The organism is Pseudalkalibacillus sp. NRS-1564 (assembly GCF_050467905.1).
In the GTDB taxonomy this organism is placed as follows: Bacteria; Bacillota; Bacilli; order Bacillales; family Guptibacillaceae; genus Guptibacillus; species Guptibacillus hwajinpoensis_B.
The window spans coordinates 80,706-103,180 of record NZ_JBITPM010000022.1; the positions used below are offsets into that span (position 1 = coordinate 80,706).

Below are 22,475 nucleotides of genomic sequence, written 5' to 3' on the forward strand. Positions count from 1 at the left end.
TGAACATTCCTGTATTTTCCTGAAATTGGTGTGCTCGTACAAAGCGTTTCCCTTCAATTCAAGAAAACACCTATTTCCAAATAGGAAATAGGTGTTTCAAGCGCTCTATTCTTCTGGAAGTAGAACTATCTTCCCTAATTTACCCGCCTTTTTAAAATATACCTGCGCATCTCTCGCCTTTTCTAACGGAAAAGTTCGATCAATAACGGGTTTGATTTTACCTTCCGCTATCGCTTCAAGCATGCGCTTGAATTCGTCTCTCGTTCCAAGAACAGAGCCGTAAAGAGTAATGTGCTTTAAATACATCGTTCTAAAATCAAGTTCTGTCTTCTGGCCACCAGCTGATCCTGATGTACAAAACTTGCCGCCTTTCTTTAATACTTGAAGCGACGTTGCGAATAGAGCATCTCCTACTACGTCTAATACCGAATCAATCGGACCACCGTTTGCTTCGATGATTTCTTCAGCGAGCTGCTTCGATTTATAGGAAAGCACATGAGTGGCACCGAGTTCTTTCAGCTGATCTTCTAGGGCAAGGTCGCCAACGATCGCAATCACCTTAGCTCCAAATACGCGAGAAGCGATTTGAACATTGAGCGATCCAACACCACCGTTCGCCCCTGTTACCATGATTGTTTCACCTGGCTTGGCTTGAATTTGTTCCACCATGTGCCAGGCCGTCATTCCACTTACAGAGAAAACCGCGCTTTCTGTAAAGTCCGGAAGGGGCATACCATAGCATAATTCCGCAGGCCAAACGACGTATTCGGCATAGCCACCGTCGTATTCAGAACCAACGAATGACATATCTTCAGAAATATGCTCCAATCCCTCTTCTCCACTAGAGGTAAATGGAAACAGTACTACATCTTTTCCGATCATCTTCTCGTTATGCTCGTTGCCAGCTTTTACGATTGTTCCGGTAATATCAGACCCTGGTGTTCTTGGAAACTGAACTCCTTCTGGGCGCCAGCCTGATTTCTTACCTGTTCCATAAGCTCCTTCTCTCATCCAAATTTCCGTGTTATTGATGGCGCATGCTTTCACCTTAACGAGCACCTCATCCGCTTTTGGCTCAGGTATCGCTTGCTCCACCACCTCTAGTTGATCCACATCACCGTACCCCATTACTTGAACTGCTTTCATTCATTTATTTCCTCCATTCAGCAGAGGGCGGTGCCTGTCACCACCCGATATTTGTCACATTATGTCTTGTTGGATATTTTATCAGTTTCTTTCTCAAGATAGTAGTAATAGGGTGATTCATTTGATTGAGAAAGTAGGTAGTCCGTATGAGAAATGAACACATTGTTCAGCAAACCGTTCAGCGTGCTCAGGAAAAGAAAGCGAACAAAGGCGATGACCATCAGCTTCACTGGTGGCAACTAACGCTTATTGGAATAGGCTCTATTATCGGAGCTGGATTTTTTCTTGGTACCGGTCTATCCATTGAACGAGCAGGTCCTTCTGTTCTTATCGACTACTTAATTGCCGGTGTTATCGCCTTTCTCGTGTTTAGCGCACTCGCTGAGATGTCTGTCCATGACAAAGAGACGGGTTCTTTTAGAAAGTATGCTCAAATGGCTTTCGGTCATTCAATGGGATTCATGAGCGGATGGATGTACTGGGTGTCAGGCTTGCTCATTATGGCGAGTGAAATTACAGCGCTAGGGCTTTTCACCCAGTATTGGTTCCCTTCTGCACCGCTCTGGCTATTGATGATCCTCTATACAGCACTTGGGATAGGGATTAATCTCTTAGGGGTGAATAATTTCAGTACGCTAGAATCGTTATTTGCCGTTGTGAAGTTAGCCACACTCATCGGATTTATTGGCTTTAGCTTACTGTTTTTATTTGATATAGTTGCGCCAGCGTCCTCTGTTCAAACCGAGACAGTGAAGATGATCTCCCTTTTTCCAAACGGCTTAATGGGTACATGGTCTGCGATGATCTTCGTTCTCTTCTCGTTTGGAGGGATTGCGGTTGTAGGGTTAATGTCGAGCGAGCTTAAACATAAAGATGAAACACCCAAAGCCGGACTCGCTACCGTTGTGATTCTGACCGTTCTCTATCTGTTATCGATTTTCTTTATTCTGTATATGGTTTCATGGACGGTGATTACCGAAGAGGAAAGTCCATTCGTCACCGCGCTTTCGCAGTTTCAAATTCCGTTTATCGGATCGATATTTACGATCATTTTAATCACCGCGGCTTTTTCCACTATGGTTGGGGCTTTGTTTTCCATTACGAAAGTCCTCGTCTCTCTTAGTCACGCTGGAGATGCACCTAAATTACTTGATCAACGCACGAAAAAGGGCGTCGCCACACGGGCATTGGCCTTGAATGCTATCGCACTTGGCATCATGATTTTCGTATCTTATGTGTTACCCGATAAAGTGTATGAATATTTAACTACAGCAGCAGGTATTATGTTGATTCTAAACTGGGTGGTCATCCTCTCTTCCCAAATCAAAAACCGCCGTCATTACATTGAAACACCAACGAAGAAAAGATACTTTAAAATGATTGGAGCGCCCTTCACCTCCGTCCTCGGCATTGTTCTCATTTTCATCGTTATAGCAGGGGCTGCTTTTCAAGAAAGTGAACGGATTGGACTATTTATTAGCATTGGGATAATGGCGATTATTTTCATTTCGTATTTTTTTGTGAGAAAGAAGACACGATCTACTCGCGAATGAAGGCATCACAAAACAAAAAAAGCCCTCCGTCGAAAATAACAGAGGGCTCTCTTCCTAAATTAATAGAGCTTCCCATGACGATAAAGAATATTTGAAAGCTTCATCACCGTATGGATATAACAATTCTGTCTAAGGGCAAATGGATCACTGAAGAACTGCGGATAAATTTCGTCCATCGTTTCCTTCATTTTTTTAAAGAGAAGCGAGTATACTTCTTCCTCACTGTAGAACTGTGTTTCTCTTCCTTGGAGCCATTCAAAATACGAAACAATAACACCGCCGGCATTCGCCAGGATATCTGGAATAACGAGCACACCATCTTCACTAAGCTTTCGGTCGGCACCAAGCGTAATCGGACCATTCGCTCCTTCTACGATCATACGCGCTTTCACTTTATCGACGTTGTCTTCATGGATTTGGTCTTCAAGTGCAGCTAAAATCAGAATATCTGTATCAAGATAAAGCACATCCTCCCGATCTTGAATGTCAGCTTTAATATTATTTTGGCTCAACGCTTCATCCGTTGTCGGCAAATCTCCATCATGATTAGAAGTGAACTCAATAAGCGCCTTCACATCAAGTCCATCTTCATTATAAAGCGTAACGTTACGATCACTTACCGCTACAACTTTAGTATCTAAATAGTTACAGCTGTAGGATTCAAGTGCCGCAACAGACCCAACGTTACCGAACCCCTGGATACCAATCGTGAGAGGGCGTTTCGAATGCTCAAGCGCCGTCTTCGCAAATCGGTTCTCATTTTTCTTAAACCACTCTTCATTCTCCTTCACAAAATTATGAAGCATGTAACGAAGCGTATAGTAAACCCCTTTTCCAGTCGCTTCTCTTCGACCAAGCGACCCACCGTTCACCTGACTTTTTCCAGTAAAGCTTCCGCGATAAGGACGACCTTGATGAATGTTTTTGTATTCGCCCATCATCCAGTCCATTTCTCGTTCACCTGTTCCCACATCTGGTGCAGGAATATCTTTATCCGGACCTAATATATCGCAAAAATTTTGAACGTACGTTTTCGAAATCGTATGTAATTCTTTTTCCGAGAACTCACGAGGATTGATCACTACGCCGCCTTTTCCTCCACCAAATGGTACATCGTGAAGCGCATTCTTAAGCGTCATCAGCGTTGCAAGGTTAATCACTTCATCCTCTTCAACTGTTTCATGGAATCGAATACCACCTTTATACGGGCCGACGGCATTATTATGCTGTACTCGGAAAGCGGGAATTCGTAAAATCTTGCCATTCTCAAGAGGAACGCGAAGAAATGATTTTTGAATTTGGTTCGGTGTAGAGAGAATCGATTCAAGCGACTTGAACGCATTCTCACGATCTTCATCCTTGAAATTTGGTAAAAACGATTCATCTTCGAGTAGTGCATTTAATGATTCTTGAACAACTTCTCCATATTTACTAGCCAATTTCATCCCTCCATTATTTTCTAGTCTATTAATATCGTACCCTTTTGAAACTAGTTCAAACGGGCTGGATGAAAAGGCTTACTAATTTTTTTAACACAATCAAAAAATCCACCGTACTACCTAGCATTGCTTGATAAAAAAAGCCTGGCATGAGGCGAAAAACGCTCATGCCAGGCTTGGAATATAAAGATCTGATTCTTTTAACGTTGATCAGCCGGAAAGACGACGCCGATTTGCTTACGTGCTTCATCCATGACTTCCACTGACCAAAGAGAATTTTCATGTGAATTAATCGAAGACTCCAATTGACCAGACTGAATGAGCTCAATAAACTCCTTCGCTTCATACATCATCGTATGAGACTGGTTCTGTGTGAGATCTTCAATTGATCCATCTCGATAGTGGATTTTCACATCAAGCGGTGAACCTATTTTATCGATTAGAATGCTACCATTCTCTCCTTGAATTTCGGATGGAAGATGAGAATCTGTGATTTTGGAGTACATGATCACCGCTTCTTTGTCTTCATATCTAAGCAAAATACTACCTTCTCCATCAACACCAGACTCAAGCATAACGCCTTCTGCTTTAATCGACTGTGGCATTCCTAACATTGAGACAACGGGGTACACACCATACACGCCGATATCCATCAGTGAACCATTGGAGAATTTCGGGTTAAAGGCATTTAACACCGTTCCTTCTTTATAAGCATCATAGCGAGATGAATACTGACCGTAATTCGCCACAAATCGGCGTACCTGTCCAATCTTATGCAAGTTCTCTCGCACCATTTGCATATTTGGCATAACAGTGGACTTCATTGCTTCCATTAGAAGAACCCCGTTCCGAGAAGCAGCCTCAACCATCTGTGTAACCTCGCGCTTATTTGACGCCATCGGCTTCTCACAAAGCACGTGCTTCCCAGCATTCATGAAAATAACCGACTGCTCTGCATGAAGCGAATTCGGACTCGCGATATAGACCGCATCAATCACATCGCTGTTAGCCATCTCCTCGAGACTCGTAAACGTCGCTTCTGCCCCATGCTTCTCAGCAAAAGCCTGCGCCTTCTCTTCTGTTCTAGAGTAAACCGCCGTTAGCTTAAATTCGCTAAGCTCATTTGCCCCCGCGAGAAAATTATCCGTAATCTTATTCGTGCCAACCACACCAAAACGTACCATCGTATTCCTCCTATTTTGTTCGACAGGTGACAGGCACCGCCCGCCTTACGCCGAAATGTGTCACATTATGTAATTAGATTTAGTTTAACGCTGTCCGTGCATCGTTTCAATGGAAATGAATCAAACAAACGCAATGCTGCATAAGCATTGCGTTTGTTTATTCGCTTTGTTCTATTTCCCTTTCATACCTATCATACATCGTTTCCAGTGTCCTCAAGCTACTATCAAACGTACCATGAAGATTACCGTATTGAATTTGTAGCAATTCTCGAGTTAAGAAATTCGTATCTTTCAGCTCTTCTACACTTTCTTCAATCGCAAGACAGTTCTCAATAGAAAGGCGCAATTGTTTCTTAACATCAGCAGAATACGTCTCTTCAAAAGACAAATCGATTAACACATTTCTCGCTTCCTTGACATCAAAAGCTACATTATCCAGATCCTCTTTCGTCATGACGACCGCCTTCTCGCTCATAAGCCATTCTTGGTCATACATCTGCAGTATATATTGAAGACGATCCATTGTTAGATCATCCCCTGAGCCTTCAGCATACTTCTTGCTTAATCCATTCATCTTCTCGGTATAATCTTCTACAAGATAAGGATCCGGGCTGTAGGAGATCGATCGATGCAAACTAAGAGAAGAATAAGGGTAAAACCAGGTGATGATAGCGAAGAAAAGCACCAGCGCGCCAATGAGAGATAAGATCGCAAGCTTTGTTTTACGTGACATTACGAGTGACAGGCACAACCCGAATCCCCTCGAACGCTGTCGAATCAAATCAAGCGCACCCCAAGCTGCTGCTCTAGCCATTTCGGTACAGCGAACCTAGCTGTCATTAATGGATCCACTACCTGACAGACTTCCACTTGACCAACGGCACTCATCAGCATTGTTGCTTCCCCAATGGACATGCCTGTTTTTTCAGCAACCCTCTCAACCATTAGCTCTGTCGCAAGCTTCACGGCATCATCAAGCGTTTCGGCCGAGGCAATCTGTGTCACAACCTCTTTGTTTTCTAACATTGGTTGAACCAGTGGCTCTCCCTCTAACACTTCAAGCTTAACGGTCGCTCTTCCAGGCACTTCAATGCCCGATACACTGACTTCGCTGTCCCCCATCGCTGCGTGGAAATCACCTAATCCAAACAGTGCTCCTTCCGCAAATACTGGGAAATACAGCACGGCTCCTTCTGTTACCATCTTGTTATCCATGTTTCCACCGTGAGCCCCTGGGGTGCCGCATGAAATGCCTTCTCCTTCAGGCGCAACTCCAATCACTCCGATCATCGGATTGAGCGGAATCGTAAGGCCATTGAAGTGGGCTACGCCATCTTGAATAGGAATAATCTTAGACTCCATCTCTTTCAAACGATGGCCCATAATACCAAGCTCCGGTCCAACGACCATAACACCCTGATCTCCAATCTCGAGCTTTTCAATCGTCACTTTTAACACATCTCCAGGTTTTGCTTCCTTCACATAGATTGGCCCAGTCGCTGGATTCACTCGGTTCCAATCAATCCCGCTAATCTCATCTTCTTCGGTTTGAAGCTGATTTTCAAAACAGTCATACGTTACGATTTCTATCGTCGCTCCTGATGGAACAACTTTTACTGGCTTATGAGACTTATTAAAATCATAGATAACTGAATCATTCATAAGTAAATCCATTTGGCATTCCCCTAACTGTTTCATTATTAAGATAATTTTAACAGTTTGAAACCATCTTTGACTACTTTATTCGCTTAACTCCTAAGTACTCATCAAATCACTAGTTCTGTGAAAATAGTCTCGGAACCGCAAGTTTATTCGGTCATTCGCAGGTTACTATCTTATTACGACTAGTTATTTAATCCCGATTTTCTTAATAGCAACCTTACAATCTATTCACATTCACTTCAAATCTATCACGTAGACTATGGACTGTGAGAAAAAATGATTCGGGGGGAACCTACACATGTTTACTAAAAATGTTAAAAAGAAACTCATTCCATTCGCTGTGATTTCATCATTAGCCGTTGCAGGATATGCTGGTGTGTCTACAGATACAGAAGCGAAATCCGATAACAGCAAAAAAATAAGAATGAAATCGAGAATGTCATTTTCTTAATCGGTGACGGTATGGGGCCGGGCTATACAACGGCTTACCGCTCATTTATGGATGATAAAACAACACCTTATATGGAAAAAACAGCTTTTGATGAGTATCTAGTAGGCGCTCAAGAAACGTATTCATGGGATCCTGAAGAAAGCGTCACGGACTCTGCTGCAGCAGGAACGGCTATGGCTGCAGGGGTGAAGACTTATAACGGCGCGATTTCAGTTGACGTGGACAAAAACGAAGTAAAGACTGTTCTAGAAGAAGCTAAGGAAAATAAAAAAGCAACTGGTCTTGTCTCTACTTCTCAAATTAACCATGCAACGCCAGCATCATTCGGTGCGCATGATGAAGATCGCAATAACTACAACGACATCGCTGACGATTATTATGATGAGATGATTAACGGTGAGCATAAAGTAGATGTACTACTTGGCGGAGGAACATCTTACTTCGAGCGCTCAGATCGCAACCTAACAGAAGAATTTCAAGAAGATGGCTACAGCTATGTAACATCGAAGGATGAACTTAATCAAGATCATAACGAACAAATCCTTGGCCTTTTCGCTCCAAAAGGAATGGATAAAGCGATCGACCGTACAGAAGATACACCATCTCTTGAAGAAATGACTGATGCCGCGCTTAACCGCTTAAGTGAAGATAAAGATGGCTTCTTCCTTATGGTAGAAGGTAGTCAAATTGACTGGGCTGGTCATGATAACGACGCTGTGGCAGCGATGAGTGAAATGGAAGACTTCGAGAAAGCTTACTCAGCAGCGATTGAATTTGCGAAAAAGGACAAGCATACGCTCGTCGTTACAACGGCTGACCACTCTACTGGTGGCTTCGCAATGGGACGTGACGGTGAATACAAATGGGATCCTGCCCCACTGAAAGCAGCGAAAAAGACGCCTGACTACATGGCAGCACAGATCGCTGATGGCGCTGATGTTGAGAAAACACTTACTGAAAACATCGATCTTGACTTAACATCTGAAGAAATGGCTTCTGTCAAAAAAGCCACTGAAACGAATGACGTTGTGGAAATTGACAATGCCATTGAAAAAATCTTTGATCTCCGTTCAGGTACTGGCTGGACAACTGGCGGACATACTGGTGTTGACGTGAACGTCTATGCTTACGGTCCACAATCTGAAAAGTTCGCAGGTCTTCACGACAATAATGAAACAGGGCAATTGGTGATGGATCTTCTAAATGCGAAACAGAAAGGCGATCACGAGAAAGACGACGAACATGATGAAGATGACGATCGTGACCATGACAACGATCACCACAAGAAAGACAAATAAGGAAGAAACTCCCGTTGCTTTAAATGCAGCGGGACTTTTCTTACTGATGAAGGAGTTTGGTTCAAGTGAATTATGTACTTGTTGCGCTTTTATCAGCATCCCTTTTTCTCGGAGGGTGTGCAGCGAACAATACTGATAAGGGTGCGGAATCACAAACAGAGAATTCTACAACTACCGAAAAGTCTGAAACGAAGAGTGAACAAAAAGAGAATACTAGTGTAATCGACAGCCCTCAGGCGCCTGATGACAGCTCGCTAACAGAAGTTGGTCAAACATTCCAGGATGCAGACGGTTCCATTAAGTTAAAAGCTGTTTCTGATTATAACGAGAAAACAGAAATTGGTGAAGTTGAGTTAACCATTTCAGATGTTAAAGTAATGAAATACGAGCCCTCCCCTGACTTGATTGATTTCTTCCACGGATATTCTACGAATGAAGAGAAATTCAACTATGTGAAGGTTCGGGTCAATATGAAAAACACATCGGATGAAACGGTTAACTTCGCTCCTGTTTCCTTACTTGAAACGAGTGATGGAGAGAAAAAAGGATACGACGATGATTTTTACTTGGAGAGTCTTTACGGAGATTTTGCTCCGGGTGAAGAACGGATCGGTCAGCTCGGTTTCGTATTGAACGAAACTGACGTTGAGAATCTCCAGTCGCTTACGATTCACACGAGCAACGTATTCGATGACCAGAAAGAAACGATCACGAATAGTAAGGAGATTACGATTCCTTTTTAAAGATGCCCTACGGGGTGTCTTTTTATATTTCGCGGATAAAAAGAGCGTTTCGCGGAATTAAGTGATGTTTTCGCGGAAAAAAACCGATTATCGCGGAATTATTTCAATTTCCGCGGAAATAAGCTGTTAAGTTCCCTATCAGATTCAGTTCATCTTCCTACTTCATACCGTTTTATATCCCTTTTTTAAGTACCATAAGAAATAAGTTACAAAAGATAGACCTAGCCCACCAAAGAGAAAGACTGATTGAAGTTTGTACCCTTTGTTTTCGGTCATCCAGTCCATCAAAACATAAAAAACCGCTGCCAAATCTAGCATCCACATCTCCTCCAGAGTGTTTGATTACTAGATTATAAGCAAGCGGTTTGGAATATATACCACTTTTTCATTATGTGAGTGAATTAAGGCGATCGGTTAGCTGCATGAATGACTCGCGGTCACGAGAATCAAGGGCCTGGTCAATTTCTTTCTTTAGAATGTCCTGTTTTTGTTCGATACTGGAAGCATTGATGTGTGCGATGAGCTGTTCGACCATTTCCTGTCTCTTTTCCGAAATCTGATTTTGGTAGACGTTTCGATTCTCCATCATCCAATCCTCCATTCATATTTATAGAAACGTGTTAACGTTTTCTATGCGATTAATTACAGTTTAACCGATTTTTACGAAATTTAAACAATAGTTTAGAAGATTCTAATAAATGGAGTCGAATTTTGTACTATTTTACTAGACTAGAGCTTAGAAAGTCTTAGTGATCATCTTCCTGCTTGGAAGCAGCAATTTGTGCAGAAGTCGTTTCGATCAGAGAGCGCTCCTTTTCCTTATGGTGCCTTCTAAGGGAAATAAATAGCGCTCTACTATAAAACCCTGATAATCGACCTTAATTCAAAATAATGTCGGCGAGTCCCTGACCAACTCCCCCAAAGCCTATGAAGGCGATGCGATGCGCCACTTGTGACACCTCCGTTTAGATTGATTGAAGCATTTCGTGCGCTGTTTTCGTTAGAATCGCTGTTCCAATCGGAAGACAGCGTTCATCAATATCAAATATAGGTGTATGAAGCTCCCTACTAATCCCGTCTCTTAATGCACTACCAAGGAAAAACATCGCTGCCGGCACTCGCTCTGCCATATAGGCAAAATCTTCACCGCCCAGGCCAAATGGTCCATGCGCAATTTCCATTTCTGGATCTAACTCAGTCACAACCTTTTCAATGATGCGATTCACGCGCGGTGAATTTCTGAGAGCAGGCTCGCCATGCTCAACATGAAACTCATATGTCCCGCCAAGTGCCTCCGCTATCTTAAATGCTTTTTCAAGCTCTATGGTTAATTTCTCTCTCGCTTCTGAAGAATAAGACCGAAATGTTCCAACTACCCTCACTTCATCTGGAATAACGTTGCTAGCACTGCCAGCGTGAATCTCACCAATGCTTGCCACTGCTGTCTCAAGGGGCGAAAGGCGACGATTCACAATGCTATAGAGCGCTGGAAGCACAGAACATAACATCCAGATCGGATCCGATCCCAAATGAGGATACCCTCCGTGCCCCCCTGAGCCAGTTATCACTCCTTCAAATATGTCGACATTCGCCATGCTATCTCCATCATTTACTTGAATAACACCTACCGGCTGCCATGGACATACATGAAGCGCAACAGCTGCTTCCACGTCGTCTAACACCCCATCCAAAATCATATAAGAAGCACCTGAAAGGCCGCTCTCATCCGTTGCTTCTTCAGCAGGTTGGAAAATGAGCTTCACCGTACCTTGAAGACTTCCATTACGCAGATCCTCAACTAGCAGCTTCGCAACGCCAAGTAACATCGCCGTGTGAGCATCATGACCACAGGCGTGCATCACGCCATCGTGCTTCGAACAATAGGCGTGAGTACCTGATTCGTGAATAGGGAGGGCATCCATGTCAGCTCTAATGGCAATGGTTGGTCCTGTTCCTCCACTAATTGTTCCAACTACTCCATGCCCCCCACACGCGTGAATGTGAGGCACACCGATTTCCCGTAAAGTTGTAGCAACGAATTCAGCCGTTTGCTTCTCTTGAAAGCTCAGTTCAGGATGCGCATGAAGCGTTCGCCGAAACCTTACTAACTCCTCCTTCATCGCCTCCGCTCGCTCCATTTCCGTATGCTTCGGCGCCATGACCGTCCCTCCTTTGCCTTCTGTCTACACCTTCGCCTCGCTGGATACGGATTGGAACGCCTGTTCAAGATCAGCAATCAAATCCTCAACATCCTCAATTCCCGCTGAATATCTGACGAGACCTTCTGGAATGCCCATAAGTGCCCGCTCTTCTGGCGTACATTCAACATGGCTCGTTGTACGAGAAGGTCCTACTGTCGTTTCCACCGCCCCGAGATTCGCCGCTCGGTTGGCATATTTTAATTTTGGAAGTAACTGACGCATCGTTTCAACGCCGCCTTTCACAGAGAAGCTGAACATTCCTCCGAAATCCTTCATCTGTTTCTTCGCAATCTCATGGCCTGGGTGCGTTTCAAGCCCCGGGTAAAAAACGGCTTCTACAAGCTCCTGAGTTTGGAGATATCTCGCAACCTTCATCGCGTTTTCACACTGTTTCTTCACCCTTAGATGCAATGTTTTCATACCTCTTAAAAGGAGATACGCGGCCATCGGATCCATTGTCGCTCCATTGATTTCTCGGTAGTGGTAGATTTTCTCGATCAGTTCTTTTCTTCCACAAATAACGCCTCCAAGTGCATCGGCATGGCCACCGAGAAACTTCGTTGCGCTATGAAGCACAAGATCAACACCGAGCTCGAGCGGATTTTGATTAATTGGCGTAGCGAACGTATTATCTACCACGACAAGTGCACCAACATCGTGACCTGCTTTCGCCATGCGCTTGATGTCCGTAATTTTTACCGTTGGATTTGTTGGCGTCTCGAGATAGAGAATCTTACATCCCTTTGCTACTTCCTCCTCAATCATCTCGTGATCTCCTGTTTCACATAACACGACTTCGATGTTCAACCTTGGCAGAAACTCGGTGAAGATTTTATTCGTACCTCCATATGTATCCTTAATGGATACGATACGGTCGCCAGGCAAAAGAAAAGTCGAGAGAGTGTTGCTAATGGCGGCCATCCCTGTCGAGAAGCTAGTAGCTGATTCAGCCCCTTCAAGAGCTTTCACTTTGTCTTCAAAAGCCTGAACAGTTGGATTCGTATTTCGTCCGTAAATATGTCCCTTCTTGTTTCCAACCGCAACTTCATACCATTCGTCCATATCGTCATACCCATAAGCTACACTAAGAACGACCGGAACCTGAGTGGCCCCATGTACAAGATAATCCTTTTCCCCTGCCCATACCGCTTTTGTCCCATTGTTTGTTTTCTTCATCTTCATCATCTCCTTTTTCTAACTAGTGAATGGATGCCCATGCTTTCTTTTCCTTAAGCAAGTTGTACGTATACAGAGCGATCGCTGTGTCCTGGACACCCGTTCCAGTTAAATCGCATACCGTTACTTGCTCGTTAGTCACTCTGCCTTTCATACGCCCCGCCGTAATTTCACCAATTTCAATTGCCTTCTTCATCATTTGTTCCTTATTAACCGCATGGTGAATTTCTCCTAGTATACGAGACTGATTTTTCACATCACATACAAGAAGATCCGCCCTTTCTAGAACTCCCGCTTCAAGCTCCTGTTTCACTTGGGCATCTGATCCCATCGCGGTAATATGAAGGCCGCTGTGCAGCCATTCCGCTTTGATAATCGGGGTTGTCGCAGGGGTGGTTGTCACAACAATATCGCTATTCCGTACAACGTCTTCCGCGCTCGCTGCCTCAACCTTTATCCCAAGCCCAGCCTCCATGTCTTTCAAATAGCGCGCAACGTTCTTTTCCTTCCGCCCATACACTAGTACTCTTTCAATTGGACGTACGCGCGAAATCGCCTCAAGCTGATAGCGCGCCTGACTTCCTGATCCAATAACTCCTGCCGTTCGTGCGTCTTCTCTTGAAAGATGCTTCGCCGCCACTGCCCCTGCGGCTGCAGTTCGAATATCCGTTAAATATCCATTATCGAGAAGGAGCGCCTCAGGCTTTCCTGTTTGTGAGTGAAAAAGCATCATGAGACCATTTCCACTAGGTAATCCTCGTTTGTCATTATCAAAAAAACCCGTTGATACTTTGATCGCGAAATAATCTAGTCCTTCCACATAAGCTGATTTCACATCAACTTCTCCGTTGTAAGAAGGAATATCGATCCGCATAATCGGAGGCATCTCTACTCGCTTTGTAGCAAGACTCGTGAACGCATCCTCCACTACTTGAATGGTCTCCGCATTCAGACCAACATGCTTTCGAATCTCTTCCTCTGTTAAAAGAATCATCACATCACTCCTACACCGCATCATTATCCATCGCAAAAAGATTTGTTGCGGTAATTAGTTTTCGCGGCATGTTTGCCAGCACCTCAATGCCTGAATTAGTGACGTAAAAAGACTCACTAATTTCAATACCAAAATCGTCATACCAGATTCCTGGAATCATATGAAAAGCCATATTCGGCTTCAGTACTGTTCGATCCCCCTGTCTGATGCTCGCCGTATGTTCACCCCAATCTGGCGGATAATTCAACCCCATGGAATACCCAATCCGCGAATCCTTGATAACACCGTACTTCGCAATTGTTCTGCGCCAAACTTCCTCCAATTCCTCGCACGTGACGCCTGGCTTCGCAAATGCAAGAGCTTCATTCAATCCTTCAACGACAACACTTGCGATGTCGTTCACTCGATCTTCCTGAGGACCGATCGATACCGTTCGAGCCATTGGACAGTGGTATCGTTTATAACAGCCAGCCAGCTCAATAATAACGAGATCTTTATCTCGGTACTTTTTATCAGACCAAGTTAGATGCGGTGTACATGTGTTTTCACCAGAAGGGAGCATGGGCACAATAGCAGGATAATCACCGCCGAACTCAGGCGTACCACGAATCAAACTTTGATAAATATCGCCAACCACATCACATTCACGAACCCCTTCTGCAATGGACTGAATCGCCTTTGTCATGCCACCTTCAACAAGTCTTGCCGCATTGCGAATATACGCAATTTCCTGATCTGACTTGATCATCCTCACATGATTGACGAGCAGCGTCGCGTTTTTCCAAACCGCATTCGGTAGTCCTTTTTTTAGATGTTCGAACGCAAGGGCCGAGAAATAATAAGCCCCCATCTCCACACCAATGACGCGATTTCCCTGACCAATTTGTCGCAGAATATCTGCTACAAAATCCATTGGATGCTTGACGTCTGAATGAACATAGTCATCCGTATAGGAAATAATGTTCTCACGATAGAGCCACGTCGTCGCTTTCGCACCATTCGCATCCATTTTTCTGCCGATCCAGAGCGGATGCTCTTCATCAATGATGACAACGACCATCTGATCAACATAGAAGGACCAACCGTCATAACCAGAGAGATAATTCATATTTGCTGGATCAGTGATCAACAACACTTCAAGCCCTTCCGCTTCCATCCGTCTCTTCGTGCGCTGAATCCGCTCCTGAAATTCACTCATCTCAAATGATTGCATCGAGATCATTCCCCCTCCCGCTATTTTATTTCTGAATATTTAGTTAATTAATTACATTCATCATACCTAACAGGAGGTTTTTAAGACATCCGCTAAATTGTATGAAGTTTACCTTTTCGGTTTAGACAATTTTAATCATGAGAGTTCTCTTGTGAACAAAAAAGGCAGTACCCCCACCCGGGTACCACCTTCTGAACATTACGATTTTACTTCAATAATATAAGTTGTTATTTCTTTAATTCTTCCATCCTTGAACTTATTAAATCGATAGGTTTCACAGAAAGCATAGACTTTCTTCTCTTCTAAGTCATTCGTTGTATGAATTGTTCCTTCGACAGCGGCAGTGATGCCATGCGTAATAATCGTCTTAATGGTTAATTCAATCTTTCCTTCTCGAGGCATCTCCTGAAACGCTCTCTCGAATGCATCTATTCCACTAATTTCATCTTCGCCTACCATATTCCACTTAATATCATCTGTCACACTATTTAATACAATTTCCCTATTCCCTCGTATAAATGCTTCGTTAAACTCCTGAAGTAATTTGCCTTTCGCAGTCGCCATCACTCATTCGCCTCCATTACGTTTAAAGTATGTTCAAATAAGACAGCTCCTAAATCCAGTTCACTCCCCATAGACTGTGCAATAGAATCATATAAAATGTCATAATGACCGTTACAATCATGAAAATCACCGTAATAAACCTATAAGGTAGACCTTTTTTAAAAGTGATAATCGAAACAATAAACGAAATAGTAGCCATTGCATAGTAAGCAAAGAACAGCGGATAAAATGTATAAGGGCCTATAAACAGACAGAACACTGCAAACTGAAGAATGAAAGCTAAAAAAGAGAATGATAGCCATAGTAAGGAACTTTTGTACACCAATGCAGTAACAATCGACAATAGGAAAGTACAAGAAAGTAGGACGACAAGGGACCATTCGTAAACAAAAAACAACGATTCGTTCGATACCGCTAGAAAGTATCCAATAATTGATAACGGAAGAATAGCTAGTAGGAGAAGCGCATTTATCTTAATATAGCTTAATTCATTCAGCTTCAAATGATCATGACTTAATTCCGTTGAAGTCAAAAGCGTCCCTCCTTTAAAACGTCGGAATCTCTTAACCCAACCGACCAAATTTTGATGCTTAAATCAAGTAAAAACACGTCATCAGGATTCACTAAAGATAGCCTTGTCAACGATTCAATTTTTCTTAGTCGATACAGAAGAGACTGCCTATGAAGATTGAGCTTTCGAGCGGTTTGACTTACGTTCCCATTATTTAAATGATAGGCAGTGAACGTACCGATAAGATCCATCTTTCGCTTCTCATCGTAATCAACGAGCGGGGTGATCGTTGACATCGTAACCTCCTGCACATCCTTATCATACGAGAGACGTTGCAACAAACGATTGATTTTCGTATCTTCATAATCAATTCGACTGCCCGCGCCTTTTTGTTTTCTTCCAAGTTCTAGAGCTACGCATGCTTTACTGTAGCTCTCTTCGAAAACAATCATGCCATCACCATGCTGCCCGATCCCCCAAGTAAGCAAGACCCCAGGAAGCAATCGGCTCAACCTCCTCTCCAATAAGTCGAGGTATTGATTCACAAGTTCATTCGTTCCAGGGGTCGTTTCTAGAAAGATAAGTAGCTTCGATTCTTGAACGGTTGTCAGAACTCTCTTCTGAATCGTTTCTCCAGCAAGAAGAATTTCCTCGCTCACATAATAGATCATACTTTCAAACCAGTGTTGGTAAGAAGCAAATCCATCTTGATTTTTTCTGAATAGCTCCTCAAGATTATCAAGTTCCCCTACCACACAAACATAAGGTAGCGTGAGGTTATATCCGAGGAGTTTTCCTCTTGAAAGAAGACGCTCTTTCGATACAAATTCTCCATTTGCTAAACTAAGAATAAAATCATCCTTTAATCGTATTTCCGTCTCTTCAATCGCGCTATCTTTTAGAAAAGAAAGGGCCGCAGCAGTTGTGGCATGCTCAAGAAGATTCGTATCCAAATTGTTCGGATGATTAACGGAAAATATCACCATTTGACCCTGTTCCTTACCTGCAGACTGAATTCTCATCAACAGCCCAGGAGTATCGCCAATGACGATTTTCTCCATTTTTTTATGAAGAGGATGAAGATTTCCATCATGAACAACGGTCACATGACACTCACAGTGGCGGTGCCAATGAATAACATGTTCAGTGGTACACCCTGCTTTGCCTTTCACTCTTCCTAAAGGGTCAGTGATCAGGACAGGAGAACCAAGATGTTTATGAACATAACGAGCTATATCTGAGCAGCTTCCGCCTTGAAGAACCATTTCTAAGAGGCGTTGCTGTACCTCTTCTGATCGCTTCAGCTCTTCCTGCTGATAGTGATTAATTTTCTCCATACAAGAATGAATCACATCGGAAAACCGAATTTCCCAGGTCATTTCAATAAGGACAAAACCCCTCTGTTCTGCGAAGGAAATCACTCGTTTTGGAATATCGTATAAATGTCGACCTGTCGCAAGGGCAAGGGCTGACGCGCCTGATTCATAAACATCCTCGACAAAACGAAGCAAAGCATCTGAATCGTTTCCTAGACCCACGCCAGTGGAAAGAACGAACTCATGCTGACGCACAAAATTTTCAACAGGTGTTTCAATTACTGAGACCCACTCGACTTGTTTTTGTTCGAGATGAGACTTTCCAGAAAGGACTCTTGCATCCGCAAGCATTGGTAACGTTGTGATTTCCCAAAGATTAACAGCCATCTTCATCATCCTTGTGTGCGGAAATGATCTCAAGCAAACGGTCAACATCCACATTACTCCCGCTTACAAGCGCCGCTGTTCTCAACCCTATTTTTCTCGTTTTTTTATGTAAAAGGACTGAAACAGCTGTTGCTGCAGCTCCTTCAACTCCAATCTGATGGTGTCGGAATAGAAAGGACATGCCACGCGCAATCTCTTCTTCTGAAAGCAACACGATATCATCCACGTAATTCTTCACCATCGTGAACGTGTATCGATTATCCGTCCCTATCCCACCTAGTAAACTATCAGCTAGCGTTCTTTCTTCAGGTATAATCACGGGACGATTCGCGCAAATACTTTCGTACATCACAGCTGCACGCTTCATTGAAACTCCGATTATCTGAATGTTCGGATTCGTCGCTTTCAATCCGAGTGCAATTCCTGATAGAAGGCCTCCTCCTGACAAAGGGATCACGCACGTATCGAGGTTCGGAAGTTCTTCAAGTAGTTCAAGTGCAATCGTGCCTTGTCCAGCGATGACTTCAGGATCATCGAATGGTTTAATAACCGTCATCCCTTCCCGATCTCGCAGTTCATAGCTAAACGCCTCAGCATCATCTTGATTTTGACCAGCTTGTCGAACTTCCGCTCCCATCTCACTAAGCTTCTTCACTTTATTTATAGGAACGCGATTCGAAATGCAAATATGTGCCTTCACTCCAAGCAGCCTTGCTACATAAGCCACCGCTAATCCGTGATTACCGGTAGAGAACGTCGTAACACCTTTCTTCCGTTCTTCCTCTGACAAACTCAGAATCTTATTGGCTGCTCCCCGCAATTTAAACGAACCCGTTTCCTGAAAGTTCTCTAATTTAAGATAAGCCGCTGTATCACTTACACTTGAAAGTCTTTCTGATTGAACGAGAGGGGTTGTTTTAATAAATGATGCAATGCGCTTCTTAGCGATCCAAATATCTTGGAGCGAAGGTGGGGTTACGGTTATTGGTTGAAGGCGATTATGGGAAGTGACCATATGCAATGATGCCTCCTTTGGGAGAGTTTAAATGATATGTTGCAAATTCGATATATTCTGTTAATTATATCGCAATTAGGGAAAAGTTTCTAATTTACTAGAACTTCATTTCTCAAAAGGGAGATCGTTTCATAAGGTTCACACGATCCCAACTGTTGCTCACTTTTCTCACGAAAAAAACGCCATTCCCAAAAATAGGAATGGCGCTTGCTTTTATTTATTCTTAATATGCTTTCCTTTACCAAAATAGAAGATACCTGATAAGATCCCTACGATCACCATAATGATCGAGAAAATCAGGCCAGCTACCGCACCAAATTGAACGATGAATGGTACAGATAGCGCCGTTACTAGTCCACCGCCAAGGAACGGCTCATAGACGAGCTGCTTGTAACCAAATGCTTCAAATGCTGGAGATTCATTATCAGGGTCAACGATGCGCATTAGTAGCAATCCTGTTGCTGTAACACCCATTGATTGACCGAAATCACCGATACCTCGTTCAAACCAGTAGTCTGGAATGATTTTTGGAGCAAGGGTAAGGAAACCAAATAAGTTCCATGAAATTCCTGCTACAGCCAATATTAAGAATGGCACGAGATACTCACCAATGACATCAAGGGAAACTGTTGCGATGGCTGTAATGATTAACACATCAAGCGCAAGTCCTTGAATACGATTGATCATACGACGATCAACAAGATTGTATTTATCTTTCTTGCTGAAGAAGACTTGAAGAATAATACCACCGAACATCGCGATCGGGAATAGCGGTATATACTTCATGAAGCTTGAGCCTGTCCAATTTGTAATCGTAATACTTTCTAGACCAATTAATCCCTGAAGAATTAACCAACCGATCAGAATCGCAAGCATCACAATTGATAAGTGAAACGATAGAGGTTCAATTGATTCAGGGCGAGTCGTCATTTTACCCGCTGGTTCACGATTTTGATACTCCATAATGCCCTGCTTACGTAGATCAGAGAAGCCATTCACGTCTTTGATCACTTTGGTTTTACCTCTACGAACGGCCCAGTTAATTAGAATAATACCGAAGATAACACCTGAAAGCACACCTACCGTCGCAAGACCGATAGCGAGGTCAAATGCTTCTTCAAATCCGAGCTCTTCAAATGTACTTGCCATACCTGCAGCCGTACCGTGACCACCTTCGAACGCTACTTCAATCAGCGCCCCAGCCATAGCCGGTATATCGAAGAATGGGGTTAAGATTAGAATGGCGACGAGTAAACCGATCACATATTGTCCCCAGCCAATCGCCCAACCGAATGCTAGTTGTGGACCACCGAATGTCCAAATATCTCGGAGCTTTGGCATTGTTGCTCCAAGAAATAGTGATGCAAAGACAACATTAATCATTAAACCTGGTAATGCTGACCATACTTCTATAATTGTGCCCGTCATAATTCCATTTGCGAGAAAATGATCTTCAGAAACGAAGTTCAGCATAATTTTCCCAAGCACTTGTGGCCCGAGAAGCAATGCGATAAATCCACCGATAATGGAGGAAGGTAAGAATAAGTTCTGTAAGACCTTTACTTTCAAACGAATGATCTTCCCTATTAGAAGAAAAACACCGATATACAACAACGCGAATCCAATTTGTTCAGGATTCATTTCTTTCACCTCTTTGGTTTTTATGATTCCTCAGCTAATGAGGCAGCTGCTTCACCAAATTGGTGATACGAACAGTCCACTTTTTCAGTTCCTCGAAAAAGAAACGATAAAACTTATTTTTGGAAATTAGTTATAGGTTTTTTTGTAGAAATACGTTGTGAAAATTTAAAATTTTTCATCTATTTTCAGATTAAAAAACGAGATTATGGCTACGCACCCTCCTAACAAATGAGATAAAGCTTTAATATCCCTGCTTTCTAACCTCTTAGGCACAATCATGTTATAATCGTTAAATGCAATATCAGGTCTTAGGGATCACGACTACAGTTCAACACAAAAGTGTATTAAAATAGAGATAGCGAAAAATAGGAGTGGTAGAGATGGAAAAAGAAATCAAACTAATTGCATTAGATATGGATGGCACTCTTGTCAATCATGACGGAGACGTGTCAGAAGAAAATGAAGCGGCTGTTCAGCGCGCGAAAGAGAAAGGCATTCACGTCGTGTTAAGCACGGGACGCTCACTGCCTTTCTGCCGTGATATCGCAGAACAACTTGGACACTCCGCTTACTTAGTTACAGTAAACGGCGGACAGATTTTTGATAAAGAACTAAACCTAGTTGATAGCTCTCACCTGGATTATGAACTTGTTGAACGTTTGTGGGAACTAAAAGTGAAGCATGATGTGTATTTCTGGTCATCTACAACAGAAGGCGTATTTAATACACAAAAGCCGTTTGACCGAGAAATCAATGACTACACATGGTTGAAATTTGGCTTTGATATTAAAGACGATGATATTCGCAAAATCATTACTGATGAAGTCACAGCGAATGAGGCGTTTGAAGTGACGAATTCAAGCCCAACAAACCTTGAAATCAATCCATCTGGCGTTAATAAAGCTGCAGCACTCATGAAAGTTTGCGACTGGCTTGACCTTTCAATGGAGAATGTCATGGCCGTTGGCGATAGCATGAATGACATTGCGATGATCCGCGAAGCTGGCTTTGGTGTCGCAATGGGTAACGCTCAAGATCGCGTTAAAGAAGCGGCGAACTGGGTCACAAAAGATTACACTGAGCACGGCGTTGCTTACGCTATAGATCAAGTGTTGAAGGGATAACGGTGCCTGTCACCGCCCGAATAAACTCAATAAATGTCGAAAAAAGCGCAGTGGATTTACTCCACTGCGCCTTTTCCTTTTCACGCTTATTTCTCCGTGACTTCAAGCACATAAGGTTTATGTGTATGAAGCTCTTCCCCCTTCTCAACATGAACTTTCAGCTTGTACGTTCCTGGATCGGAGATTTCTGATGTCCCCTCATACATGCCTTCACCGTTCTCTTCTGTTTCTGTGTAGGTATGCTTTTCCTCTCCTTCTTTCCAGTATTCAAAACGCACATTAGCTTCTGTAAGGAGCTCTTCCTCTTCAGTAATTGTTGTCATCAGAACACCTGGATTCATCTCATCATTCTCAAGAGAGATGCTAACGTGTGCACCATGACCTTCGTGCTCATCTGTCTTCTCTTCAGAGATCATAACCTTAAAGGAAGACTCATCCATTTGTTCTTCTTCTGAAGACTTAGTCTCCTCATTCTTCGACATACTACCAGCCTCTTCACTGTTCATACTAGATTGGCTCGCCTCTTCACTAGAATTAGTGGCGTCATTTCCTCCGCCAGCCTCATCCCCAGCTCCTGAACATGCGCCTAGCGCTAACAAACAGGTAATCCCTATAGTAAGTGATAGTCTCTTCACTCGATCCATCTCCTTTTCCGCCTAACTTCCCTGCCTAGAGAAGTTTCTCTTTATACAAAGCTAACGGAAAAAATATCAGCATAGATCACTTAATCACTGGAAGAATTAAATTCCCCAGATATTCCCTCATTATTGAAACTCATTTTCTAACCGTAGTAAAATATTCTCTTTATTCTATTTATTCTGACATATTACATGAACTATCCACTGGAAACTGTTACC

General features: G+C 43.1%; 20 protein-coding genes and 1 pseudogene. 4 read left to right on the forward strand and 17 right to left on the reverse strand.

Features of this window, described 5'->3' with window-relative positions:
• Positions 1 to 105: 105 nt before the first annotated feature.
• Complete coding sequence (locus tag ACIFPW_RS12355) at positions 106 to 1,146, reverse strand: zinc-binding dehydrogenase (RefSeq protein ID WP_430244609.1); 1,041 nt, start codon at positions 1,144 to 1,146, stop codon at positions 106 to 108.
• A 146-nt stretch (positions 1,147 to 1,292) separates the two neighbouring features.
• Here ACIFPW_RS12355 and ACIFPW_RS12360 point away from each other — a divergent pair, with 146 nt between their 5' ends.
• Positions 1,293 to 2,699 (forward strand): amino acid permease, encoded by a 1,407-nt coding sequence (locus ACIFPW_RS12360; protein ID WP_430244612.1) that lies wholly within the window; start codon positions 1,293 to 1,295, stop codon positions 2,697 to 2,699.
• Positions 2,700 to 2,758: 59 nt separating this feature from the next.
• Here ACIFPW_RS12360 and ACIFPW_RS12365 read toward each other — a convergent pair whose 3' ends face one another.
• The 4 genes from ACIFPW_RS12365 to ACIFPW_RS12380 all read right to left on the reverse strand — a co-directional run bounded on the left by ACIFPW_RS12365 (position 2,759) and on the right by ACIFPW_RS12380 (position 6,996).
• Positions 2,759 to 4,138 (reverse strand): Glu/Leu/Phe/Val family dehydrogenase, encoded by a 1,380-nt coding sequence (locus ACIFPW_RS12365; RefSeq protein ID WP_430244615.1) that lies wholly within the window; start codon positions 4,136 to 4,138, stop codon positions 2,759 to 2,761.
• A 200-nt stretch (positions 4,139 to 4,338) separates the two neighbouring features.
• Positions 4,339 to 5,322: a Gfo/Idh/MocA family protein gene (locus tag ACIFPW_RS12370; RefSeq protein WP_430244619.1), complete on the reverse strand. Its 984-nt coding sequence runs from the start codon at positions 5,320 to 5,322 to the stop codon at positions 4,339 to 4,341.
• 157 nt (positions 5,323 to 5,479) lie between these two features.
• The gene (locus ACIFPW_RS12375) at positions 5,480 to 6,103 is read right to left on the reverse strand and encodes a hypothetical protein (RefSeq protein WP_430244622.1); all 624 of its coding nucleotides are present in this window, start codon (positions 6,101 to 6,103) and stop codon (positions 5,480 to 5,482) included.
• Positions 6,100 to 6,996: an acetamidase/formamidase family protein gene (locus ACIFPW_RS12380; protein WP_430244625.1), complete on the reverse strand. Its 897-nt coding sequence runs from the start codon at positions 6,994 to 6,996 to the stop codon at positions 6,100 to 6,102. The genes ACIFPW_RS12375 and ACIFPW_RS12380 overlap by 4 nt, the downstream gene beginning before the upstream one ends.
• Before the next feature lie 286 nt (positions 6,997 to 7,282).
• On the opposite strand from ACIFPW_RS12380, the pseudogene ACIFPW_RS12385 reads away from it, so the two are divergent.
• A pseudogene (locus tag ACIFPW_RS12385) lies at positions 7,283 to 8,733 on the forward strand (alkaline phosphatase).
• Positions 8,734 to 8,798: 65 nt separating this feature from the next.
• A complete protein-coding gene (locus tag ACIFPW_RS12390) occupies positions 8,799 to 9,476 on the forward strand; it encodes a DUF4352 domain-containing protein (RefSeq protein WP_430244628.1) in 678 nt (225 codons plus the stop codon).
• Positions 9,477 to 9,638: 162 nt separating this feature from the next.
• Here ACIFPW_RS12390 and ACIFPW_RS12395 read toward each other — a convergent pair whose 3' ends face one another.
• From ACIFPW_RS12395 to ACIFPW_RS12445, 11 genes are all read right to left on the reverse strand, one after another.
• The gene (locus tag ACIFPW_RS12395) at positions 9,639 to 9,794 is read right to left on the reverse strand and encodes a hypothetical protein (protein ID WP_430244631.1); all 156 of its coding nucleotides are present in this window, start codon (positions 9,792 to 9,794) and stop codon (positions 9,639 to 9,641) included.
• A 70-nt stretch (positions 9,795 to 9,864) separates the two neighbouring features.
• Complete coding sequence (locus tag ACIFPW_RS12400) at positions 9,865 to 10,062, reverse strand: IDEAL domain-containing protein (RefSeq protein WP_427392031.1); 198 nt, start codon at positions 10,060 to 10,062, stop codon at positions 9,865 to 9,867.
• 379 nt (positions 10,063 to 10,441) lie between these two features.
• A complete protein-coding gene (locus ACIFPW_RS12405) occupies positions 10,442 to 11,635 on the reverse strand; it encodes a M20 metallopeptidase family protein (protein WP_430244634.1) in 1,194 nt (397 codons plus the stop codon).
• 24 nt (positions 11,636 to 11,659) lie between these two features.
• On the reverse strand, positions 11,660 to 12,862 hold the full coding sequence (locus ACIFPW_RS12410; protein WP_430244637.1) for a cystathionine gamma-synthase family protein: 1,203 nt from the start codon (positions 12,860 to 12,862) through the stop codon (positions 11,660 to 11,662).
• A gap of 13 nt (positions 12,863 to 12,875) precedes the next feature.
• A complete protein-coding gene (locus ACIFPW_RS12415) occupies positions 12,876 to 13,847 on the reverse strand; it encodes a cyclodeaminase (RefSeq protein ID WP_430244640.1) in 972 nt (323 codons plus the stop codon).
• Positions 13,848 to 13,857: 10 nt separating this feature from the next.
• Positions 13,858 to 15,060, reverse strand: coding sequence for a M24 family metallopeptidase (locus ACIFPW_RS12420; RefSeq protein ID WP_430244643.1), 1,203 nt, complete (start codon positions 15,058 to 15,060; stop codon positions 13,858 to 13,860).
• 198 nt (positions 15,061 to 15,258) lie between these two features.
• Positions 15,259 to 15,624 carry a nuclear transport factor 2 family protein gene (locus ACIFPW_RS12425; RefSeq protein WP_430244647.1) on the reverse strand — a complete coding sequence of 122 codons (366 nt, stop codon included), beginning with the start codon at positions 15,622 to 15,624 and terminating at the stop codon, positions 15,259 to 15,261.
• A 49-nt stretch (positions 15,625 to 15,673) separates the two neighbouring features.
• Positions 15,674 to 16,156 carry a hypothetical protein gene (locus ACIFPW_RS12430; RefSeq protein WP_430244650.1) on the reverse strand — a complete coding sequence of 161 codons (483 nt, stop codon included), beginning with the start codon at positions 16,154 to 16,156 and terminating at the stop codon, positions 15,674 to 15,676.
• Complete coding sequence (locus tag ACIFPW_RS12435) at positions 16,153 to 17,838, reverse strand: PucR family transcriptional regulator (RefSeq protein ID WP_430244653.1); 1,686 nt, start codon at positions 17,836 to 17,838, stop codon at positions 16,153 to 16,155. Before ACIFPW_RS12435 ends, ACIFPW_RS12430 begins: the two co-directional genes overlap by 4 nt.
• The gene (locus tag ACIFPW_RS12440) at positions 17,828 to 18,853 is read right to left on the reverse strand and encodes a threonine/serine dehydratase (protein WP_430244656.1); all 1,026 of its coding nucleotides are present in this window, start codon (positions 18,851 to 18,853) and stop codon (positions 17,828 to 17,830) included. The genes ACIFPW_RS12435 and ACIFPW_RS12440 overlap by 11 nt, the downstream gene beginning before the upstream one ends.
• Before the next feature lie 213 nt (positions 18,854 to 19,066).
• Positions 19,067 to 20,494, reverse strand: coding sequence for a sodium/glutamate symporter (locus tag ACIFPW_RS12445; RefSeq protein ID WP_430244659.1), 1,428 nt, complete (start codon positions 20,492 to 20,494; stop codon positions 19,067 to 19,069).
• A 365-nt stretch (positions 20,495 to 20,859) separates the two neighbouring features.
• On the opposite strand from ACIFPW_RS12445, the gene ACIFPW_RS12450 reads away from it, so the two are divergent.
• Positions 20,860 to 21,618 carry a Cof-type HAD-IIB family hydrolase gene (locus ACIFPW_RS12450; protein ID WP_371018191.1) on the forward strand — a complete coding sequence of 253 codons (759 nt, stop codon included), beginning with the start codon at positions 20,860 to 20,862 and terminating at the stop codon, positions 21,616 to 21,618.
• 86 nt (positions 21,619 to 21,704) lie between these two features.
• Here ACIFPW_RS12450 and ACIFPW_RS12455 read toward each other — a convergent pair whose 3' ends face one another.
• The gene (locus ACIFPW_RS12455; protein ID WP_430244662.1) at positions 21,705 to 22,253 is read right to left on the reverse strand and encodes a FixH family protein; all 549 of its coding nucleotides are present in this window, start codon (positions 22,251 to 22,253) and stop codon (positions 21,705 to 21,707) included.
• Between the last annotated feature and the right edge of the window lie 222 nt (positions 22,254 to 22,475).